This window comes from Streptomyces sp. NPDC059832 (assembly GCF_042731715.1).
Classification (GTDB): domain Bacteria; phylum Actinomycetota; class Actinomycetes; order Streptomycetales; family Streptomycetaceae; genus Streptomyces.
This window is the reverse complement of record NZ_JBHWIY010000052.1, coordinates 20869-38295: the sequence shown is the minus strand read 5'-3', so window position 1 is coordinate 38295 and position 17427 is coordinate 20869. Positions and strand designations below refer to the sequence as shown.

At 70.4% G+C, this 17427-nt stretch carries 17 protein-coding genes; 14 read left to right on the top strand and 3 right to left on the bottom strand.

The features are described 5' to 3' along the window. Positions 1 to 116: 116 nt before the first annotated feature. The 8 genes from ACFV8T_RS42000 to ACFV8T_RS41965 all read left to right on the top strand — a co-directional run bounded on the left by ACFV8T_RS42000 (position 117) and on the right by ACFV8T_RS41965 (position 7018). On the top strand, positions 117 to 761 hold the full coding sequence (locus ACFV8T_RS42000) for an HAD family hydrolase (protein ID WP_385338271.1): 645 nt from the start codon (positions 117 to 119) through the stop codon (positions 759 to 761). Between the two features lie 42 nt (positions 762 to 803). Then, a complete protein-coding gene (locus tag ACFV8T_RS41995) occupies positions 804 to 2012 on the top strand; it encodes an MFS transporter (protein WP_385338268.1) in 1209 nt (402 codons plus the stop codon). Continuing rightward, complete coding sequence (locus tag ACFV8T_RS41990) at positions 1981 to 3153, top strand: acetoin utilization protein AcuC (RefSeq protein WP_385338266.1); 1173 nt, start codon at positions 1981 to 1983, stop codon at positions 3151 to 3153. Before ACFV8T_RS41995 ends, ACFV8T_RS41990 begins: the two co-directional genes overlap by 32 nt. 122 nt (positions 3154 to 3275) lie before the next feature. After that, on the top strand, positions 3276 to 4091 hold the full coding sequence (locus tag ACFV8T_RS41985; RefSeq protein ID WP_385338263.1) for a phosphatase: 816 nt from the start codon (positions 3276 to 3278) through the stop codon (positions 4089 to 4091). Positions 4092 to 4219: 128 nt separating this feature from the next. Further along, on the top strand, positions 4220 to 4432 hold the full coding sequence (locus ACFV8T_RS41980; RefSeq protein WP_014046653.1) for a helix-turn-helix domain-containing protein: 213 nt from the start codon (positions 4220 to 4222) through the stop codon (positions 4430 to 4432). A 110-nt stretch (positions 4433 to 4542) separates the two neighbouring features. Next, complete coding sequence (locus ACFV8T_RS41975) at positions 4543 to 4641, top strand: 30S ribosomal protein bS22 (protein WP_003948845.1); 99 nt, start codon at positions 4543 to 4545, stop codon at positions 4639 to 4641. 202 nt (positions 4642 to 4843) lie between these two features. After that, positions 4844 to 5938, top strand: coding sequence for an NAD-dependent epimerase/dehydratase family protein (locus ACFV8T_RS41970; RefSeq protein ID WP_385338260.1), 1095 nt, complete (start codon positions 4844 to 4846; stop codon positions 5936 to 5938). A gap of 15 nt (positions 5939 to 5953) precedes the next feature. Continuing rightward, positions 5954 to 7018 (top strand): lysophospholipid acyltransferase family protein, encoded by a 1065-nt coding sequence (locus ACFV8T_RS41965; protein WP_385338257.1) that lies wholly within the window; start codon positions 5954 to 5956, stop codon positions 7016 to 7018. Between the two features lie 65 nt (positions 7019 to 7083). Here the strand turns inward: ACFV8T_RS41965 and ACFV8T_RS41960 are convergent, their stop codons facing one another. The 3 genes from ACFV8T_RS41960 to ACFV8T_RS41950 all read right to left on the bottom strand — a co-directional run bounded on the left by ACFV8T_RS41960 (position 7084) and on the right by ACFV8T_RS41950 (position 10590). Beyond that, positions 7084 to 8274, bottom strand: a complete 1191-nt coding sequence (locus ACFV8T_RS41960) for a DUF5667 domain-containing protein (RefSeq protein WP_385338254.1) — start codon at positions 8272 to 8274, stop codon at positions 7084 to 7086. 225 nt (positions 8275 to 8499) lie between these two features. Next, the gene (locus tag ACFV8T_RS41955; protein WP_266417839.1) at positions 8500 to 9276 is read right to left on the bottom strand and encodes an ECF subfamily RNA polymerase sigma factor, BldN family; all 777 of its coding nucleotides are present in this window, start codon (positions 9274 to 9276) and stop codon (positions 8500 to 8502) included. A gap of 360 nt (positions 9277 to 9636) precedes the next feature. After that, complete coding sequence (locus ACFV8T_RS41950; protein ID WP_385338251.1) at positions 9637 to 10590, bottom strand: HAD family hydrolase; 954 nt, start codon at positions 10588 to 10590, stop codon at positions 9637 to 9639. A gap of 147 nt (positions 10591 to 10737) precedes the next feature. Here ACFV8T_RS41950 and ACFV8T_RS41945 point away from each other — a divergent pair, with 147 nt between their 5' ends. The 6 genes from ACFV8T_RS41945 (at position 10738) to hemB (ending at position 17319) form a co-directional block, all read left to right on the top strand. After that, complete coding sequence (locus tag ACFV8T_RS41945; RefSeq protein ID WP_385338248.1) at positions 10738 to 11013, top strand: glutaredoxin family protein; 276 nt, start codon at positions 10738 to 10740, stop codon at positions 11011 to 11013. Positions 11014 to 11285: 272 nt separating this feature from the next. Then, positions 11286 to 12053, top strand: coding sequence for a redox-sensing transcriptional repressor Rex (locus ACFV8T_RS41940; protein ID WP_266417845.1), 768 nt, complete (start codon positions 11286 to 11288; stop codon positions 12051 to 12053). Continuing rightward, positions 12050 to 13546, top strand: a complete 1497-nt coding sequence (locus ACFV8T_RS41935; protein WP_385338244.1) for a glutamyl-tRNA reductase — start codon at positions 12050 to 12052, stop codon at positions 13544 to 13546. The genes ACFV8T_RS41940 and ACFV8T_RS41935 overlap by 4 nt, the downstream gene beginning before the upstream one ends. Beyond that, positions 13543 to 14529 (top strand): hydroxymethylbilane synthase, encoded by a 987-nt coding sequence (gene hemC, locus ACFV8T_RS41930; protein WP_385338241.1) that lies wholly within the window; start codon positions 13543 to 13545, stop codon positions 14527 to 14529. Before ACFV8T_RS41935 ends, hemC begins: the two co-directional genes overlap by 4 nt. Next, positions 14526 to 16196, top strand: coding sequence for a uroporphyrinogen-III synthase (locus ACFV8T_RS41925; RefSeq protein WP_385338238.1), 1671 nt, complete (start codon positions 14526 to 14528; stop codon positions 16194 to 16196). Before hemC ends, ACFV8T_RS41925 begins: the two co-directional genes overlap by 4 nt. Before the next feature lie 124 nt (positions 16197 to 16320). Continuing rightward, positions 16321 to 17319, top strand: a complete 999-nt coding sequence (gene hemB / locus ACFV8T_RS41920; protein ID WP_385338235.1) for a porphobilinogen synthase — start codon at positions 16321 to 16323, stop codon at positions 17317 to 17319. Positions 17320 to 17427: the final 108 nt, after the last annotated feature.

Genomic DNA, 17427 nt, shown 5'->3' with positions numbered 1-17427 from the left:
GTACTGCAGGGGGGACCCTGTGGGAGAGTAGGACGCCGCCGAACTCCTTTTACGGGAAAGCCCCGTGCCCTTGTGGCACGGGGCTTTTCTGCGTTCCGAGCGTCTAGGCTCGAACCATGCGCTACGAACTGGTCATCTTCGACAACGACGGTGTGCTCGTGGACAGCGAGCCGATCTCCAACACCATCCTGGCCGAGTACCTCACGGAGCTCGGTCACCCCACCTCGTACCAGGAGAGTCTTCGGGACTACATGGGGGCTGCCGTGCACCGGGTGCACGATCTCGTCGAGGAAAGGACCGGGGAGAAGCTGCCCTCGGACTTCGACGCGACGCTGCACTCGCGGATCTTCGCCGCGTTCGAGCAGGAGCTGGAACCGGTGGCGGGGGTCGAGGACGTGCTGGGGAAACTTGTCGCCGACGGGGTTCCGTACTGTGTCGCGTCCTCCGGCAGCCATGAGCGGATCCGGGTCGGGCATCGCAAGACCGGGCTCGACCAGTGGTTCGAGGAGGAGTGGATCTTCAGCGCGGAGGACGTGGGGCAGGGAAAGCCGGCGCCGGATCTGTTCCTGCTCGCCGCCGAGCGGATGGGGGTCCCTCCCGAGCGGTGCGTCGTCATCGAGGACAGCCCGCTCGGAGTGGAGGCGGCCAGGGCCGCGGGGATGGATGTGTACGGGTTTACGTCGATGATGCCGGCGGACCGGCTCCCCGGGGTGAACGGGCACTTCTCCGACATGGGCCAACTCCGGGAATTGCTCGCCTGATCCATCTACCCACGGGTAGAGACTGGCCTTACGCTCGCGGCCATGACAGATGCTCGTTTGCGGCACGGCAGGGCCTCCCTCGCGCTGAGTTTCTTCGTGCAGGGAGTCACCTTCGCGCTGCTGGTGACGCGGATTCCCGCCATTCAGGACCGGTACGGGATATCCGACGGGCTGTTGCCCGTCTTCCTGGCCGCGGTGCCCATCCTGGCCGGGGTGGGCAGTGTGGTCACCGAGAAGGTGGTCGCGCGGGTGCGGCCCAGGGTCGTGCTGCGATGGGCCCAGCCCGTCGTGATGCTCGCGCTGCTCGGTGCCGGTGCCGGGAACGCGCTGTGGGAGGCGGCTCTGGCGCTGGGCGTGTTCGGGCTGTCCGTCGGGGCGCTCGACGCCTCCATGAACATGATGGGGGTCAGCCTCCAGCGGGCGTACGGGCGTTCCATCATGCTCGGGTTCCACGCCGCGTACAGCCTGGGCGGGATCGCCGGGGCGTCCATGGCATGGGCCGGGGCGCACTGGGACCTTTCGCTGCTGGTCTCCTACCTGCCGGCGGTCGTCGTGCTGCTGCCCGCCGCGTTCATCGGGAGCCGGTGGTACGCCGAGGGCGCGTCGGCGGGTGCGGACCGGGGGGAGCCGCAGGGCAAGGCGGCGGCGGCCTCGGTCTCCTTCAAGTTGCTGATGCCGCTCTGTCTGGTGATGAGCTTCGCGTACATCGGGGACTCGACGGTCTCCAACTGGAGCGCCAAGTACCTGCAGGACGTGCTGGGGAGCTCGGAGCAGCTGTCGACCGTTCCGTACAACGTCTACATGGTGACGACGCTGCTGGGGCGGGCCGTCGGGGACTTCGGGGTGCGGCGGTTCGGGGCGGTGGCCGTGGTGCGGTCGGGGAGTGTGCTGGCCGCTGCCGGGTTCGGGGTGGTGGCTCTGGCCGGTGGGGCATGGACCGGGATGCTCGGGTTCACCATGCTGGGGCTCGGGCTCTGTGTGATCGTGCCGCAGACGTTCGCCGCTGCCGGGCGGATGTTCCCCGGGGCGAGCGATACGGCCGTCGCGCGGCTGAATGTCTTCAACTACGTGGGATTCCTGGTGGGATCACCGCTGGTGGGGGCGCTCGGGGACGCCTGGAGCTATCGGGGGGCGATGCTCGTACCGATGGTGCTGGTGCTCGCGACGCTGGTGTACGCCAAGTCGTTCGGCGCGGAGTCCGCCCGATACGGTGGCGGGCATGAGCGGCCGCGCACAGTTGATGTGGGATGACGCAGTAACGGGATACGACTTCGGGGAAAGTCATCCGATGGACCCCGTCAGACTCGCCCTGACGATGGGGCTGGTCCGGGCGTTCGGGCTCGACGGCGCGGTGGATGTGGTGGCCGCCAAGCCCGCCGGGGAGTCCACGCTGCGGCTGGTGCACCGCGAGGACTACGTGGCCGCGGTGCGTGCCGCGTCGGCGGATCCGAAGCGGGCCGATCAGCGCTACGGGCTCGGGACGGTGGACGATCCGGCGTTCGCGGGGATGCACGAGGTGTCGGCGCTGATCGCCGGGCAGTCGGTGGCGGCGGCCGAGGCGGTGTGGCGCGGGGACACCTCGCACGCCGTGAACTTCACGGGCGGGCTGCACCATGCCATGCCGGGCGGTGCGGCGGGGTTCTGCATCTACAACGATCCGGCGCTCGCCATCGCGCGGATGCTGGAGCTGGGTGCCGAGCGGGTCGCGTACATCGATGTGGACGTGCACCACGGTGACGGGGTGCAGGCGGCGTTCTGGGAGGACCCGCGGGTTCTGACCGTCTCATTGCACGAGCACCCGCGGACGCTCTTCCCGCAGACCGGTTGGCCGGAGGAGACCGGCTCCGGGGCGGGTGAGGGCAGTGCGGTGAATGTGGCGCTGCCGGCCGGTACGGGGGACGCGGGGTGGCTGCGGGCGTTCCACGCGGTGGTGCCGGAGCTGCTGGCGGACTTCCGGCCGCAGGTGCTGGTGAGCCAGCACGGGGCCGATACGCATTTCGAGGATCCGCTCGCCCATTTCGCGGTGTCGCTGGACGCGCAGCGCGCGGTGATGTCGGCCTGTCACGATCTCGCCCATGAGTACGTGGAGGGCGGGCGCTGGGTGGCCCTCGGCGGGGGCGGTTACGCGGTGGTCGATGTGGTGCCGCGGTCCTGGACGCATCTGGTGGGGATCGCCGCGCATGCTCCGGTGGACCCGGAGTCGGTGATTCCGTCGTCGTGGCGGGACGAGGTCTATGCCCGGACCCGGCAGTTGGGGCCGGCCCGGATGACGGACGGGCGTACTCCTTCCTGGAAGTCGTGGGAGGAGGGGTACGACCCCGCGGACCGGCTGGACCAGGCGGTGCTGGCGACGCGGCGGGCGGCGTTTCCGTTGCGGGGTCTGCTGACCTGATCCGGGCGGGGGCGGTCGTGGCGCGGACGTTTCCGTGCGGTGGCGCGTAATGGTTGCGCCAACTGTGGGGCGTAACCCGGCTTCCGGCCCTCCGTCCGGGTGATTGGGGGAGCATCGGTGGGGTGTTGAGCACCGGAGCGCTGCGTGCGCATCTGCTTGCGGCCCGGCTGGCCGGGCCCGTGGCCACCTCGCGGGAAGTGAGTCTGCGGAGCTATCGGCTCTTCGCGGCCAGGGACCCGCGGGCGACGCTCGGCCTCGTCCCCGGGCGGGGTTGGAAGGAGCTCGATCTGCTTCGTCTGATGGCCGACAGGTGCGGGGTTTCGGACGATCCCGCTCATGTCTCGGGGCCTGATGTGATCGATCCGGAGCGGACCCTGGCAGGTCTGGACGCATTCGCCGAGCGCTTGTCGCATGCCGCGGTCCGGCGGGCGCCGGTCTTGTTCGGGACCGGTCATCCGCACCGGTTGCTCGGTTTCTACGCAGCGCTGGCAGACGCCATGTCGGCGGCCGGGTGCCGTGTACTCACTCCCGCGCAGGGGCGATGTATCGACATAACGACCCGGTTCGGCGTACGCACGTGCAGCCTCGATTACGTACGAGGAGTCGCGATGGTGCGCGAACCCGGCGTGCGGTCCACCGGTGGTGACACCGGCGCACATACCCATTCCCCGCTGCCGGTCAGGGTCGTTCTGGAGGCGGCCGCGGAGGGTCGCGGGCGGCTGCCGGAACTGGTCGTCGGGGACCATGGGTGGGTCTGCGGGGCAGGTCAGCTGGGCATTGAGGCGATCGGCCTGGCCGATACGGACGATCCCGCGCTGTTCGTCGGGGAGGCCGAGGGGCGGGTGGCGGTGGCCGTTCCGCTCGATGACGCCGTGCCGTCCGCGTACTACCGGCCGCTCACGCGCTATGTACTCAATCGGGCGTTTCTGTCACGGTAGGCGGCCGATCGTCTCCCCTCTTCCCCACTCGCATCACCCGCCCCTAACCTGGGGAGTGAGCGCACAACGACGAAGAGTCACCGGAGGGGAAGCCGGTGCGCGTCTCGTGCGGAAGGTACAGGTGGGTCATGGCTGCTGGCAGCGAGAGGCCTCTCAACGAGGTCAAGTTTCTGACCGTGGCGGAAGTCGCCTCGGTCATGAGAGTGTCGAAGATGACCGTGTACCGCTTGGTGCACAGCGGTCATCTGCCGGCGATCCGGGTGGGCAGGTCCTTCCGGGTTCCGGAGCAAGCGGTTCACGAGTATCTCCGCGAGTCCTTTGTGGGGGTGGAGTCCGCCTGAGGTTCACCTCGGATTACGCCCCTCACGCGCTGGCGGGTAGGCTAGGCCGACGTAGGTCGTGTGGGCCCAGACGCCCCGCACCAGTGAAGAAGAAGTGAGCGAGGGTAGTCGTGGGCTCTGTTATCAAGAAGCGGCGCAAGCGGATGGCCAAGAAGAAGCACCGCAAGCTGCTCAAGCGCACGCGCGTTCAGCGTCGCAACAAGAAGTAAGCGAACGCAGTTCGTGAATCCGCAGCCCTCCCGCCGATCCGGCGGGAGGGCTGCGGCGCGTTGTGGGGGCAGTGACCCGCATTCGGGCCGAAGGGCATTCGGGCCAAAGACTTCGGGGAAGGCCGCCGCGCGGTCATCACAGGGCAACATCCACCCGCTACGGTGACGGCCAGGGGAAACCTTTCGACGAAAGGCGCTGATCTTGGGGAAGGTCGTGCTGGTCACGGGAGCGGCCCGGCAGCTGGGAGGCCGCTTCGTGCGGCGCATCCAGCGTGATCCGGGCGTGGACCGGGTGATCGCCGTCGACGCGGTCACGCCCGGACACGAGTTGGGCGACGCCGATTTCGTGACGGCGGACATCCGCCAGCCCGCGATCGCCCGAGTCCTCGCCGAGCACTCCGTCGACACGGTGGTGCATCTGGACGTCTCGGCCAAGGCGGTCGGCACAGGCGGCCGGACGACGGTCAAGGAGACCAACGTCATCGGCACCATGCAGCTGCTCGGCGCCTGCCAGAAGGCGCCGAGCGTGCGGCGGCTGGTGGTCAAGTCCAGTACGAATGTGTACGGCTCGGCGCCGCGCGATCCGGCGGTCTTCACCGAGACCACCCCGCCCAAGTCCCTGCCCAGCGGGGGCTTCGCCAAGGACGTGGTGGAGGTCGAGGGGTACGTGCGAGGCTTCGCGCGCCGTCGGCCGGATGTGGCCGTGTGCGTGCTCAGGTTCGCGAACATCCTGGGGCCCCGGGCCGATTCGCCGCTCGCCGACTATCTGTCGCTGTCGGTTCTGCCGACGGTGTTCGGATACGACCCGAGGCTCCAGTTCGTGCACGAGGACGATGTCGTCGACGTGCTGGGCGTCGCGTCGGGCGAGCCGCGGCGCGGGACGCTGAACAGCGGCACGTTCAATATCGCCGGGGACGGGGTGCTGCTGCTCTCGCAGTGCTCGCGGCGGCTGGGGCGGCCGACGGTGCCGTTGCTGCTGCCCGCGGTCACCTGGGTCGGCCAGGCGCTGCGTACGGTCGGCATGACGGACTTCTCGCCGGAGCAGATCCGGCTGCTCACCCATGGCCGGGTGGTCTCCACGGTCCAGATGCGCGAGACCCTCGGCTTCCACCCCGGGTTCAGTACCGCGGAGACGTTCGCGGAGTTCGCGCGCAGTCAGGGGCCCGGACTGCTGCCGCCCGAGGCGGTGGGCAGGGCGGTCGACAGACTGGCCGCCGTGCCGTTCGCCGGGGCGGCGGGCGATGTTCCGGGGATCACCGGGGCCGGCGACACCGAGCCGACCCCCAGCGCCAGGTAGAGGAGCGCATCGACGATGGCGGATGCCAAGGTCATTCCGTTCGACGACGACCGTTCGCGGACGGGCGGTTCAGGGCGGCCCGCACGGCGCCGGTCCGTAGGGGGCGGCCGGGGCCAGGGGCCCGCGGCGGCCTCTGTGCTGGGGACCGCCGCCGTGAGCGCCCTTCCGGGGCAGCAGGACGCCTTGAAGCCGCAGGAGGAGCCGGAGGGGGCCGAGCAGCCCCTGGGGCGGGAGGAGCGCGGTGACTGGGACCGGCGGATCGCCGGCGGGCTCGCGTTCCTGCGGCGGCGGGTCACGGGCGAGTACGACGTCGACGAGTTCGGGTACGACGAGGAGCTGACCGATCAGGTCCTGATGTCGATGCTCCGGCCGGTGTACGAGAAGTACTTCCGGGTCGAGGTGAAGGGCATCGAGAACATCCCCTCCGAGGGCGGGGCGCTGATCGTGTCCAACCACTCGGGGACGTTGCCGCTCGACGGGCTGATGCTCCAGGTCGCCGTGCACGACAATCATCCGGCGGACCGTCATCTGCGGCTGCTGGCCGCCGATCTCGTCTTCATGCTGCCGGTGGTGAACGAGCTGGCCCGCAAGGCCGGGCACACGCTGGCCTGCGCGGAGGACGCCGAGCGGCTGCTGCGGCGGGGCGAGGTCGTCGGGGTGATGCCGGAGGGGTTCAAGGGCATCGGGAAGCCGTTCGGGGAGCGGTACAAGCTGCAGCGCTTCGGGCGGGGCGGTTTCGTGTCCACGGCGCTGCGGGCCGGGGTGCCGATCATTCCGTGCTCGATCGTGGGGGCGGAGGAGATCTACCCGATGATCGGCAACTCGAAGACGCTGGCGCGGCTGCTGGGGTTTCCGTACTTCCCGATCACGCCGACGTTTCCCTGGCTCGGACCGCTCGGGGCGGTGCCGCTGCCGACGAAGTGGACGATCCAGTTCGGGGAGCCGATCTCCACGAGCGGGTATCCGGTGGAGGCGGCGGAGGACCCGATGCTGATGTTCAATCTGACGGATCAGGTGCGGGAGCAGATCCAGCACACGCTGTACAAGCTGCTGGTGCAGCGGAGGTCGGTGTTCTTCTGAGGGGTGCGCCGATACGCGGATGGGGGCGGGCTCGGTGAGCCCGCCCCCATCCGGTCGAGGTGGCGCTAGTCCTTCCGGTCCTCGCCGTTGATCCCCAGGCCCGGGAGCAGGCCGGGGAGGAGCGGCGGGAGGGTGACGTCCGGGGTGGGCGGGGTGCTGGCCCGGCCGGCGGTGGACGGCACGGTGCCCGGGGGCGGGGTGCCGAGGAGGCCGTCCGTGCCGCCGGCGATCAGGCCCTCGGCCGGGGCGCTGCCCGATCCCGACGGGTGGGGCGAGGTGCTGTTGCCCGGACGGTCGTGTGAGGCTTCCGGTGATGTGGGCGCCGAGGGGGCCGTGCGCGAGGATTGCGTGCCCTGTTCACCGGTGTCCGACTGCTGGGCGCCGCCGCTGCTGTCCGGGGTGCGGGGGAGCAGCGACTGCAGCGGCTGGACCTCTTCGTCTATGGCGTCGAAGACCGAGCTGACCTTGTCGCCGATGTCCGTCAGCTGTACGGGCAGCCGGTCGCGGAGGCTGCTCCAGCTCTCGCGGTGCGAGCGGGAGAAGGAGTCCAGGGTCTGGATGGGGCCGATGGCGCCGTTCTGCTGGTAGGCGGAGTGGAGCAGGCGGTGGCCCTCGCTGGCGTCGTGCGTCATGCCGTTGAGGGTGCGCCTGACCTCGCCGAGCTGTTCGTGGTCCAGGGCGCCGGAGCGGGCGCGCTCCATCAGCCGGCGGGCCTCGTTGAGCCTGGTCGACGCCTGGTCGAGGTAGACCTCGCCGCGGTCGGCGTCGCCGCTGGCCATGCCGAGGTGGATGTCCTCCATGCCGCGCTTGAGCCCGTACAGCGAATCACCCGGCAGGGCGTCGGAACTGGCAGCGGCCACTCCGCCGAAGGCTCCCGCTGCCACACCGACGGTGAGTCCGCCGGCCGCGAGGCCCTTCGTCCAGCGTGAACGCGGGCGCAGTTTCCGGAGCGGGGAGGCCCGGTGGGCTCCCTTGGCGCGCTGTTCGGGCACCGTAGGGCCCGCGGACGCACCGCCCTCGGTGAGCATGGCCTCCATGGCGGCGACGAGCTGGGCTCGTTGCACCACTTTGACCTCGGGGTCCAACTCCGGCCGCGGTACCTCGCCGAGGCCGTTCGCCAGGGCCAGCAGCGGTCCGTGGTCGGCCGGTTCGGCCGATTCCTCGGGCTGTGCGGCCGCCGCACCGCGGAGCGACTGCTCCTCCAGGGCCTGGGCGAAGGCGTTCGCCCGCCGGTGTGCCGAAACGTTTGCGATCACTGGCGGCACCTCCTCTCGTCATGACGGTCGACTCCCCTGGTGGTCCGGAAGGTTGCACACCTTGAGCGCTTCCACACGAATGAGTGAGTGTCGGCGGACACGGGGTGACGACAGGGGGCCTGCAACCGGCACAACGAGGAGCGCGGCACTTGGGTTACGCACGAAGGATGATCGGACCAGTGTGTGATGAACGTGTCGCCGAGCGTGATTCGGCCGGGGGTGGGGTCAGCGGGCATCATCCGGGAGGAGCCGGGCCAGCGTGCGGACGGCGCGGTACTGCAGGGTCTTGATCGCGCCCTCGTTCTTGCCCATGACCCGGGCGGTCTCGGCGACCGAGAGGCCCTGGAGGAAGCGCAGGGTCACGCATTCCTGCTGCTGGGGGTTGAGCCGGCGCACGGCCTGCAGGAGCGCGGCGTTGGAGAGGGACTCCAGGACGGAGTCCTCGGGACTGCGTTCCACCTCGTTGGCGTCGAGCATTTCGCCGGTGGTCACTTCCAGTCGGAAGCGGCTGGACTTGAAGTGGTCGGCGACCAGGTTGCGGGCGATGGTGACCAGCCAGGCGCCGAAGTCGCGACCCTGCCAGGTGAAGGTGGAGATGCGGCGCAGGGCGCGCAGGAAGGTCTCGCTCGTGAGATCCTCCGCCGTCGCCTTGCCGCCCACGCGGTAGTAGATGTAGCGGTAGACGGTGTCGCTGTACTGGTCGTAGAGGCGGCCGAAGGCGTCGGCCTCGCCGGCCTGTGCGCGCTCGACGAGATCCATCATGCGCGCGCTGTCACTGTCGGCGGTCGGCCGACGAACGGTGGACGTGGTCGTTGCGCCGCGGTTGCTGCGTCTTCCGACCGCCGCACCGCGTTCGGCCAGGGCATAGCAAGGGCCGACAGGTGCAGGGGTGGCAAATGCGGGTACGGCGTACGCGGTGGGGACGAAGCCGCGCAAGCGGTCGGCGACCGTTGCGCGCAGCGTAGCCAGGCCCGAGGTGTCAACCCCGACGTGTGGGTACACGGGACTCCCAGAGGCAGAGCTTCCATCACGTGCAGTGCGAAACCGTCACTCGTCGTAGTGAGTGGTGGGTTCCGGAATGCGTCTGAGGAGAATAACGCTTCGTACAGGCAGTGCTACACCCAGTTGCTCAAATCACCGATTACGTCGTTTCTGTAGCGACTAAACGACACATCTAGTAGCGCATCGTGACCGTTTGCTGATCGAATTACTTCGTGATCTGTCTACCGGCGCGACGGGTTGTGGCCGTGTGAGAGCAGGACGACTGGCCGGAGCGGTCGGTGGGTAAGGGGTTCCGGTCGGCTGCGGGGGTCCGGGCGTGGCTCGCCCGGCCCACGGCGGGGCCGGGCGGGGCGGGGCGCGTCAGCGGCGGCGGCGGTGCAGGGCGACGGCGGCGGCGGTGCCGCCCGCGATGGCGCCCACGCCGGCCGCGGCCGGGATGCCGACCTTGGCCGCCTTGCGACCCGTCCGGTAGTCCCGCAGCCGCCAGTCGAGCGCGCGGGCGTGCTTGCGGAGCTTGGCGTCCGGATTGATCGCGTACGGGTGTCCGACCAGGGACAGCATCGGGATGTCGTTGTGCGAATCGCTGTACGCCGCGCAGCGGTCGAGGTCCAGGCCCTCGGCGGCGGCCAGGGCGCGGACCGCCTCGGCCTTCGCGGGGCCGTGCAGCGGCTCGCCGACCAGGCGGCCGGTGTAGACGCCGCCGACGGATTCGGCGACCGTGCCGAGCGCGCCGGTCAGGCCGAGCCGGCGGGCGATGATCGTGGCGGTCTCCACCGGGGCGGCGGTGACCAGCCAGACGCGCTGTCCGGCGTCGAGGTGGGCCTGGGCGAGGGCCCGGGTGCCGGGCCAGATGCGGTCGGCCATGTACTCGTCGTAGATCTCCTCGCCGATGGACATCAGCTCCGAGACGCGGTGGCCCTTGACGATGGACAGGGCGCTGTCCCGGGCGTCCTGCATGTGCTCCGGGTCCTCGACGCCCGCCAGCCTGAACCAGGCCTGCTGCCAGGCGAACCGGGTCAGCTCGCGGCGCTGGAAGAACTTCCGCTTGTACAGGCCGCGGCCGAAGTGGAAGATCGCCGCGCCCTGCATGACGGTGTTGTCCAGGTCGAAGAAGGCGGCGGCCCGCTCGTCGCCGACGACGGGGAAGGGTGCTTCCTCGGCCTCCGCCTTCGCGGAGGTGCCCAGCTCGGCACCGGGGGACCGATCGTCGGGGAGGGTGGATTTCCGCGCTGCCTCAGCTGCTGCCTCGCCGGCCAGCACACTCCGTGCTGTCGCGGGGCGCCTACGTGGTGTGAGCCATCCAAGAGCGGCCATGTCGTGAGCATAGCCAGTCGGTTCGGCCCTTCCCGACCTGCCGGGATGCCGCGGCGTGAACTCTTGACCGCCGATTTGTTGAACGGGTGATTCCGGGCGTACCGGATCAAGGAGGGAACAGTTCCTCTCGCGGCGCAGAATGAAGGCATGAGTGCCTTGTTGCGACGTACGAAGAAGAAGCCCGCGGAACGCGTGGTGACCCTGGTCGGGAAGCCCGGATGTCATCTCTGTGACGACGCGAGGCAGGTGGTGCGGGAGGTGTGCGAGGAGACCGGCGTGTCCTGGGAGGAGAAGGACATCTCCCGGGACGAGGAGCTGTACCGGGAGTACTGGGAGCAGATTCCGGTGGTGCTGATCGATGACGAACAGCACACGTTCTGGCGGGTGGACCCGGTGAGGCTGCGCCGGGCACTGCGGTCGTGAGCGAAAGCCGGTTACCATCGTGGGCGTTTTGAGTGCTCTCGGGGGAGTGGTTGTGAGGAGTGTGTGCCGCTTTGCCCCCTTCGGGCCTGCAACGGGCTGATGCGATCCTTGGTTCCGGGATCGCACGACGAATGTGCGTGACCCCGGTCACTTTGACCGGACAAAACGGACACTATCTTTGTGCACGTGTTCACAAAGACATAGCCTGCATTCGACGGGGCGGTCTTGGGAAATACGGCCGCCTGCAGCCCCGCTCATCCCGCAGGAGCACCGTGGCAACTGGCCGAACTCACCGACCGGCGACCCGTAGCCGAGGAATTCCCGAGGCCACCGTCGCCCGGCTTCCGCTGTATCTGCGCGCACTGACCGCGCTCTCCGAGCGCTCGGTACCCACGGTCTCGTCCGAGGAGCTCGCCGCGGCGGCGGGGGTCAATTCCGCCAAGCTGCGCAAGGACTTCAGCTACCTCGGCTCGTACGGGACGCGCGGTGTCGGGTACGACGTCGAGTATCTCGTCTACCAGATCTCCCGCGAACTCGGGCTCACCCAGGACTGGCCGGTCGTGATCGTCGGTATCGGTAACCTCGGCGCCGCGCTCGCCAACTACGGCGGTTTCGCCTCCCGTGGTTTCCGGGTCGCCGCGCTGATCGACGCCGACCCCGCGATGGCCGGAACGCCGGTCGCCGGGATCCCCGTCCAGCACGCCGACGAACTGGAGAAGATCGTCGGCGACAACGGCGTGTCGATCGGTGTCATCTCGACCCCGGCCGGTGCCGCTCAGCAGGTCTGCGACCGCCTCGTCGCCGCGGGCGTCACCTCCATCCTGAACTTCGCGCCGACCGTGCTGTCCGTGCCCGACGGCGTGGACGTGCGCAAGGTCGACCTCTCCATCGAACTCCAGATCCTCGCCTTCCACGAGCAGCGCAAGGCCGGCGAGGACACCGCCGAGAGCAGCTCGGACCCGGCCGCGCCCCCGGTGCGCTCGGCCTCCGGCAGCCGGAAGGGACCCGACGGGGACATGCCCGCCGTGATGCCGGCATGAGTCTTCTTGTCGTAGGGCTGAGCCACCGCAGCGCCCCCGTCTCCGTACTGGAGCGGGCCTCGCTGGCTGCCGAGACGCAGGCCAAACTGCTCCAGGACACCCTCGCCGCGGAGCCCGCGGTCGAGGCCGCCGTGCTGGCCACCTGCAACCGCATCGAGCTGTACGCCGACGTGGACAAGTTCCACGCGGGCGTCGCCGAGCTGTCCACGCTCCTCGCCCAGCACAGCGGCGTCGGTCTGGACGAGCTCACTCCGTATCTCTATGTGCACTACGAGGACCGGGCCGTCCACCACCTCTTCTCGGTGGCGTGCGGGCTGGACTCGATGGTTGTCGGCGAGGGCCAGATCCTCGGCCAGATCAAGGACGCGCTGGCGCTGGGGCAGGAGCTCCACACCGCGGGCCGGCTGCTGAACGACCTGTTTCAGCAGGCCCTGCGGGTCGGCAAGCGGGCCCACAGCGAGACCGGGATCGACCGGGCCGGGCAGTCGCTCGTCACGTTCGGTCTGGAGCAGCTCGCGGTCGGCGCGGACGTCGCCGACTGGGCCCGGGGCAAGCGCGCCCTGGTGATCGGCGCGGGCTCGATGTCCTCGCTCGCCGCAGCCACCCTGGCCCGCACCGGTGTCGCCGAGATCGTCGTCGCCAACCGGACCCGGGCCCGTGCCGACCGGCTCGTCGAGATCCTGGCCCAGCCCGGGGGTACGGGCGTGGCCGCCCGCGCCGTGGAGATGGCCGCGGTCTGCGACGAACTGACACGTGCCGACATCGTCGTCTCGTGCACCGGCGCGACCGGTCTCGTGCTGACCGCCGAGGCCGTCGCCGAGGCGCTCGGCCTGGATGTCGCCGACGCCGTCGAGACGCCCGCCGCCGCGCCCGTGGTGCCCGCCCCCGCCGATGTCGACCGGCACGCCGCCTGGGTGGAGAACGGCAGCGCCGGCGCGGTGCGCCAGGCCGTCCGCCGGGCCACCGTGCCCGCGCAGGGCACCGGCCCCGTGCGCCTGGCCCTGCTCGACCTCGCCATGCCGCGCGACATCGACGGCGGGGCGGCCCGGCTCGACGGTGTGCGTCTCGTCGACATCGAGTCGCTCGCGGAGGCGTCGGCGGACGCCCCGATGGCCGCCGATGTCGACCAGGTGCGCACCATCGTCTCCGACGAGGTCGCCGCCTTCGGCGCCGCCCAGCGCGCCGCCCACATCACCCCGACCGTCGTCGCCCTGCGCACGATGGCCGCCGGAGTGGTCGCGGGCGAGATCGCGCGGCTCGACGGACGCCTCCCCGACCTGGACGAGAAGCAGCGCGCCGAGATCTCGCAGACCGTGCGCCGCGTCGTCGACAAGCTCCTGCACGCGCCCACCGTGCGGGTCAAGCAGCTCGCCAGCGAGCCCGGCGGCGCCGGGTACGCCGATGCGCTGCGGGAACTCTTCGACCTCGACCCGCAGACGGTGGCCGCCGTCTCCCGGGCAGACCTGAACGACCCGAATAGAGGGCGGTCATGACCGACAACTCACCCCTGGGCGCGGGGGCCGACAAGCCGCTGAGGCTGGGCACCCGGCGCAGCAAGCTCGCCATGGCGCAGTCCGGCCTCGTCGCCGACGCGGTCAGCGAGGTGACCGGGCGCGCCGTCGAGCTCGTCGAGATCACCACGTACGGCGACATCTCGCGGGAGCACCTCGCGCAGATCGGCGGCACCGGTGTGTTCGTCGCGGCGCTGCGCGACGCGCTGCTGCGCGGCGAGGTGGACTTCGCCGTCCACTCGCTCAAGGACCTGCCGACCGCCCAGCCCGAGGGCCTCGTGCTGGCCGCGGTGCCGGTGCGCGAGGACCCGCGCGACGTACTGGTGGCGCGGGACGGGCTGACCTTCGAGCAGCTGCCGTCCGGCGCCCGCATCGGTACCGGCTCGCCGCGCCGTATGGCGCAGCTCAACGCGTACGCCCGTAACCACGGTCTCGACATCGAGACCGTGGCGATCCGCGGGAACGTCGATACGCGTATCGGATTTGTCCGGAGCGGTGAGCTGGACGCGGTGGTACTCGCCGCGGCCGGGCTCAGCCGCCTCGGCCGGACCGGTGAGGTGACCGACTTCCTGTCGGTCGACACCGTCCTGCCCGCTCCCGGCCAGGGAGCACTGGCGATCGAGTGCGCTGCGAGCAGCGCCGACCTCGCCGCCGCGCTCGCCGAGCTCGACGACCCGTACACCCGGGCCGCCGTGACCGCCGAGCGTGCCCTGCTCGCCGCCCTGGAGGCCGGTTGCTCCGCACCTGTGGGTGCGTTGGCCGACCTCCTGGTCGACGGACAGGCTGTCAACGAACTGCGCCTGCGCGGTGTCGTCGGTTCCACCGACGGTTCCTCGCTGGTGCAGCTGTCCACCACCGGTCCCGTCCCCACGTCGCAGGACGACGCGGCGGCTCTCGGTCGCGAGCTCGCGGCCGAGATGCTTGCCAAGGGTGCGGCCGGTCTTATGGGGGAGCGAGCACTTTGAGCCCCACCGGCCCCGCCGCAACCGACTTTCCGGCCCTGTCCGCACAAGGGCACGTCACCTTCCTCGGCGCCGGTCCCGGCGACCCGGGACTGCTGACTCTGCGCGCCGTCGAGGCGCTCGCGAGCGCGGACGTCCTTGTCGCCGAGCCGGACGTCCTCGGTGTCGTTCGCTGCCATGCGCGGGCAAGCGTAAGCACACCTGAGCTGACGGTTGTTGACGCGCAGTCAGCAGCCGCCGGTGTGCCCGTTCTCAGGGACGCGGTCAATCTTGTCATGGAGGCGGTGAGGGGCGGCAGGCGGGTCGTGCGTGCCGTCTCCGGCGACCCGGGACTGGACGGGAACGCCGGTGCCGAGATGCTCGCCTGCGCCGCCGCCGGCATTCCCTTCGAGGTCGTTCCGGGTGTCGCCAACGTCGTGGGCGTGCCCGCGTACGCCGGTGTGCCGCTGCGTGACACGCAGGGCGCGGACGTCAGGTTCGTCGACGCCCGTACCGCCTCCGACCGTTGCTGGACCGAGGTCGGCGCGAGCGATGCCACGGCCGTCATCTCGACGACGCTCGACTCGGTGGCCGCGGCCGCCGGTGAGCTGGTCTCGGCGGGCCGCAAGCCCGACACCCCGCTGACCGTGACGGTCGCCGGTACGACGACCCGCCAGCGCACCTGGACGGCGACCCTCGGGACGATCGCCCAGGTCCTGAAGCAGGCGAAGGTCCTGCCGTCGCCGGAGGGGCACCGTCCCGTCATAGCCGTGGTCGGTGAGCGCAGCTCCGCCGCCCAGCGCGACCAGCTCGCGTGGTTCGAGTCCAAGCCGCTGTTCGGCTGGAAGGTTCTCGTGCCGCGTACGAAGGAGCAGTCCGCGTCGCTCTCCGACCAGCTTCGTTCCTACGGTGCCGTGCCGCACGAGGTCCCGACGATCGCCGTCGAGCCGCCCCGTACGCCCCAGCAGATGGAGCGCGCGGTCAAGGGCCTGGTCACGGGCCGCTACGAGTGGATCGCCTTCACCAGCGTCAATGCCGTGAAGGCCGTCCGGGAGAAGTTCGAGGAGTACGGGCTCGACGCCCGTGCCTTCGCCGGGATCAAGGTCGCGGCCGTCGGCGAGCAGACCGCCGCCGCGCTGGTCGACTTCGGTGTGAAGCCGGACCTGGTGCCGTCCGGTGAGCAGTCCGCCGCCGGTCTGCTGGAGGACTGGCCGCCGTACGACCCGGTCTTCGACCCGATCGACCGGGTCTTCCTGCCGCGTGCCGACATCGCCACCGAGACGCTGGTGGCCGGGCTCATCGAGCTGGGCTGGGAGGTCGACGACGTCACCGCGTACCGCACGGTCCGCGCCTCGCCGCCGCCCGCCGACACGCGTGAGGCGATCAAGGGCGGCGGCTTCGACGCGGTGCTGTTCACCTCGTCGTCGACCGTGCGGAACCTGGTCGGCATCGCGGGCAAGCCGCACAACGTGACCGTCATCGCGTGTATCGGCCCGGCGACGGCGAAGACCGCCGAGGAGCACGGACTGCGCGTCGACGTCCTCTCCCCGGAGCCGTCGGTGCACAAGCTGGCCCAGGCGCTCGCGGAGTTCGGCGAGCGGCGTCGGGAGGCGGCGAAGGAGGCCGGCGATCCGGTGACGCGGCCGAGCGAGCGGCGTCCCGGTGCGCGGCGTCGGCGTACGACGACCTGAGCCGCGCGTTCGGAGTGTGTGAGGGGCCCGGTCGCTTCGGCGGCCGGGCCCCCGCCCGTTTCGCGCTCTTTTCCCGGCACAGGTGTCGGTAAGACGGTGATGTGTACGGGTCTAATCTCGAAGAATGACTGTGTACGGAAACTTCCCCGGCTCCCGCCCCCGGCGGCTGCGGACGACCCCGACGATGCGGCGGATGGTCGCCGAGACACGGCTCGATGCGGCGAATCTGATCCTGCCCGCGTTCGTGCGCGAGGGCATCGACGACCCGGTCGCCATCTCGGCCATGCCCGGCGTGCAGCAGCACACCCTGGACACCCTGCGGAAGGCCGCCGTCGACGCGGTGTCGGCCGGGGTCTCCGGGATCATGCTCTACGGCGTCCCCGCGGACGAGAAGAAGGACGCCCGGGGCACGGCGGGCACCGACCCGGAGGGCATTCTCCAGGCCGGGCTGCGCGCGGTGCGCGCGGAGGTCGGTGACGATCTCGTCGTCATGTCGGACCTGTGCCTGGACGAGTACACCGACCACGGCCACTGCGGTGTGCTGACCGAGGACGGCCGGGTCGACAACGACGCGACGCTGGAGCGGTACGCCGAGATGGCCCAGGTCCAGGCCGACGCGGGCGCCCATGTGGTGGGCCCGAGCGGCATGATGGACGGCCAGGTCGGTGTCATCCGCGACGCGCTCGACCAGACGGGCCACGAGGACGTCTCGATCCTCGCCTACACCGTGAAGTACGCCTCGGCGTTCTACGGGCCCTTCCGCGAGGCCATCGGCTCCTCGCTCATGGGCGACCGCAAGACGTACCAGCAGGACCCGGCGAACGCCCGTGAGTCGCTGCGCGAGCTGGCGCTCGACCTGGCGGAGGGCGCCGACATGGTCATGGTCAAGCCGGGCGGGCCGTACCTCGACATCCTCGCGAAGGTCGCCGACTCGGTGGACGTGCCGGTCGCCGCGTACCAGATCAGTGGTGAGTACGCGATGATCGAGGCCGCCGCGGAGAAGGGCTGGATCGACCGGGACGCGGCGATTCTGGAGAGCCTGACCGGGATCCGGCGCGCGGGTGCGCAGATGATCCTGACGTACTGGGCGACGGAGGTCGCGCAGCGGCTGCGGCGCGCGTAGGGGCCGGGCGGGCCCTGGAGCCTCCGGTCACGATCGGAGTCGGACGGTGGCCGCGGCAGCGGTGAAGATGCCTGTGGGAACCCCGCGCGCGGGGTTCCCACAGGCATC

What these genes read in the sequence shown, in the direction of transcription:
- ACFV8T_RS41950 (WP_385338251.1), bottom strand. Translation starts at nt 10,590, where the DNA reads ATGGCCGCTCTTGGATGGCTCACACCACGTAGGCGCCCCGCGACAGCA.
- ACFV8T_RS41935 (WP_385338244.1), top strand. Translation starts at nt 12,050, where the DNA reads ATGAGTCTTCTTGTCGTAGGGCTGAGCCACCGCAGCGCCCCCGTCTCC.
- ACFV8T_RS41995 (WP_385338268.1), top strand. Translation starts at nt 804, where the DNA reads ATGACAGATGCTCGTTTGCGGCACGGCAGGGCCTCCCTCGCGCTGAGT.
- ACFV8T_RS41945 (WP_385338248.1), top strand. Translation starts at nt 10,738, where the DNA reads ATGAGTGCCTTGTTGCGACGTACGAAGAAGAAGCCCGCGGAACGCGTG.
- ACFV8T_RS41980 (WP_014046653.1), top strand. Translation starts at nt 4,220, where the DNA reads ATGGCTGCTGGCAGCGAGAGGCCTCTCAACGAGGTCAAGTTTCTGACC.
- hemB (WP_385338235.1), top strand. Translation starts at nt 16,321, where the DNA reads ATGACTGTGTACGGAAACTTCCCCGGCTCCCGCCCCCGGCGGCTGCGG.
- ACFV8T_RS41965 (WP_385338257.1), top strand. Translation starts at nt 5,954, where the DNA reads ATGGCGGATGCCAAGGTCATTCCGTTCGACGACGACCGTTCGCGGACG.
- ACFV8T_RS41990 (WP_385338266.1), top strand. Translation starts at nt 1,981, where the DNA reads ATGAGCGGCCGCGCACAGTTGATGTGGGATGACGCAGTAACGGGATAC.
- ACFV8T_RS42000 (WP_385338271.1), top strand. Translation starts at nt 117, where the DNA reads ATGCGCTACGAACTGGTCATCTTCGACAACGACGGTGTGCTCGTGGAC.
- hemC (WP_385338241.1), top strand. Translation starts at nt 13,543, where the DNA reads ATGACCGACAACTCACCCCTGGGCGCGGGGGCCGACAAGCCGCTGAGG.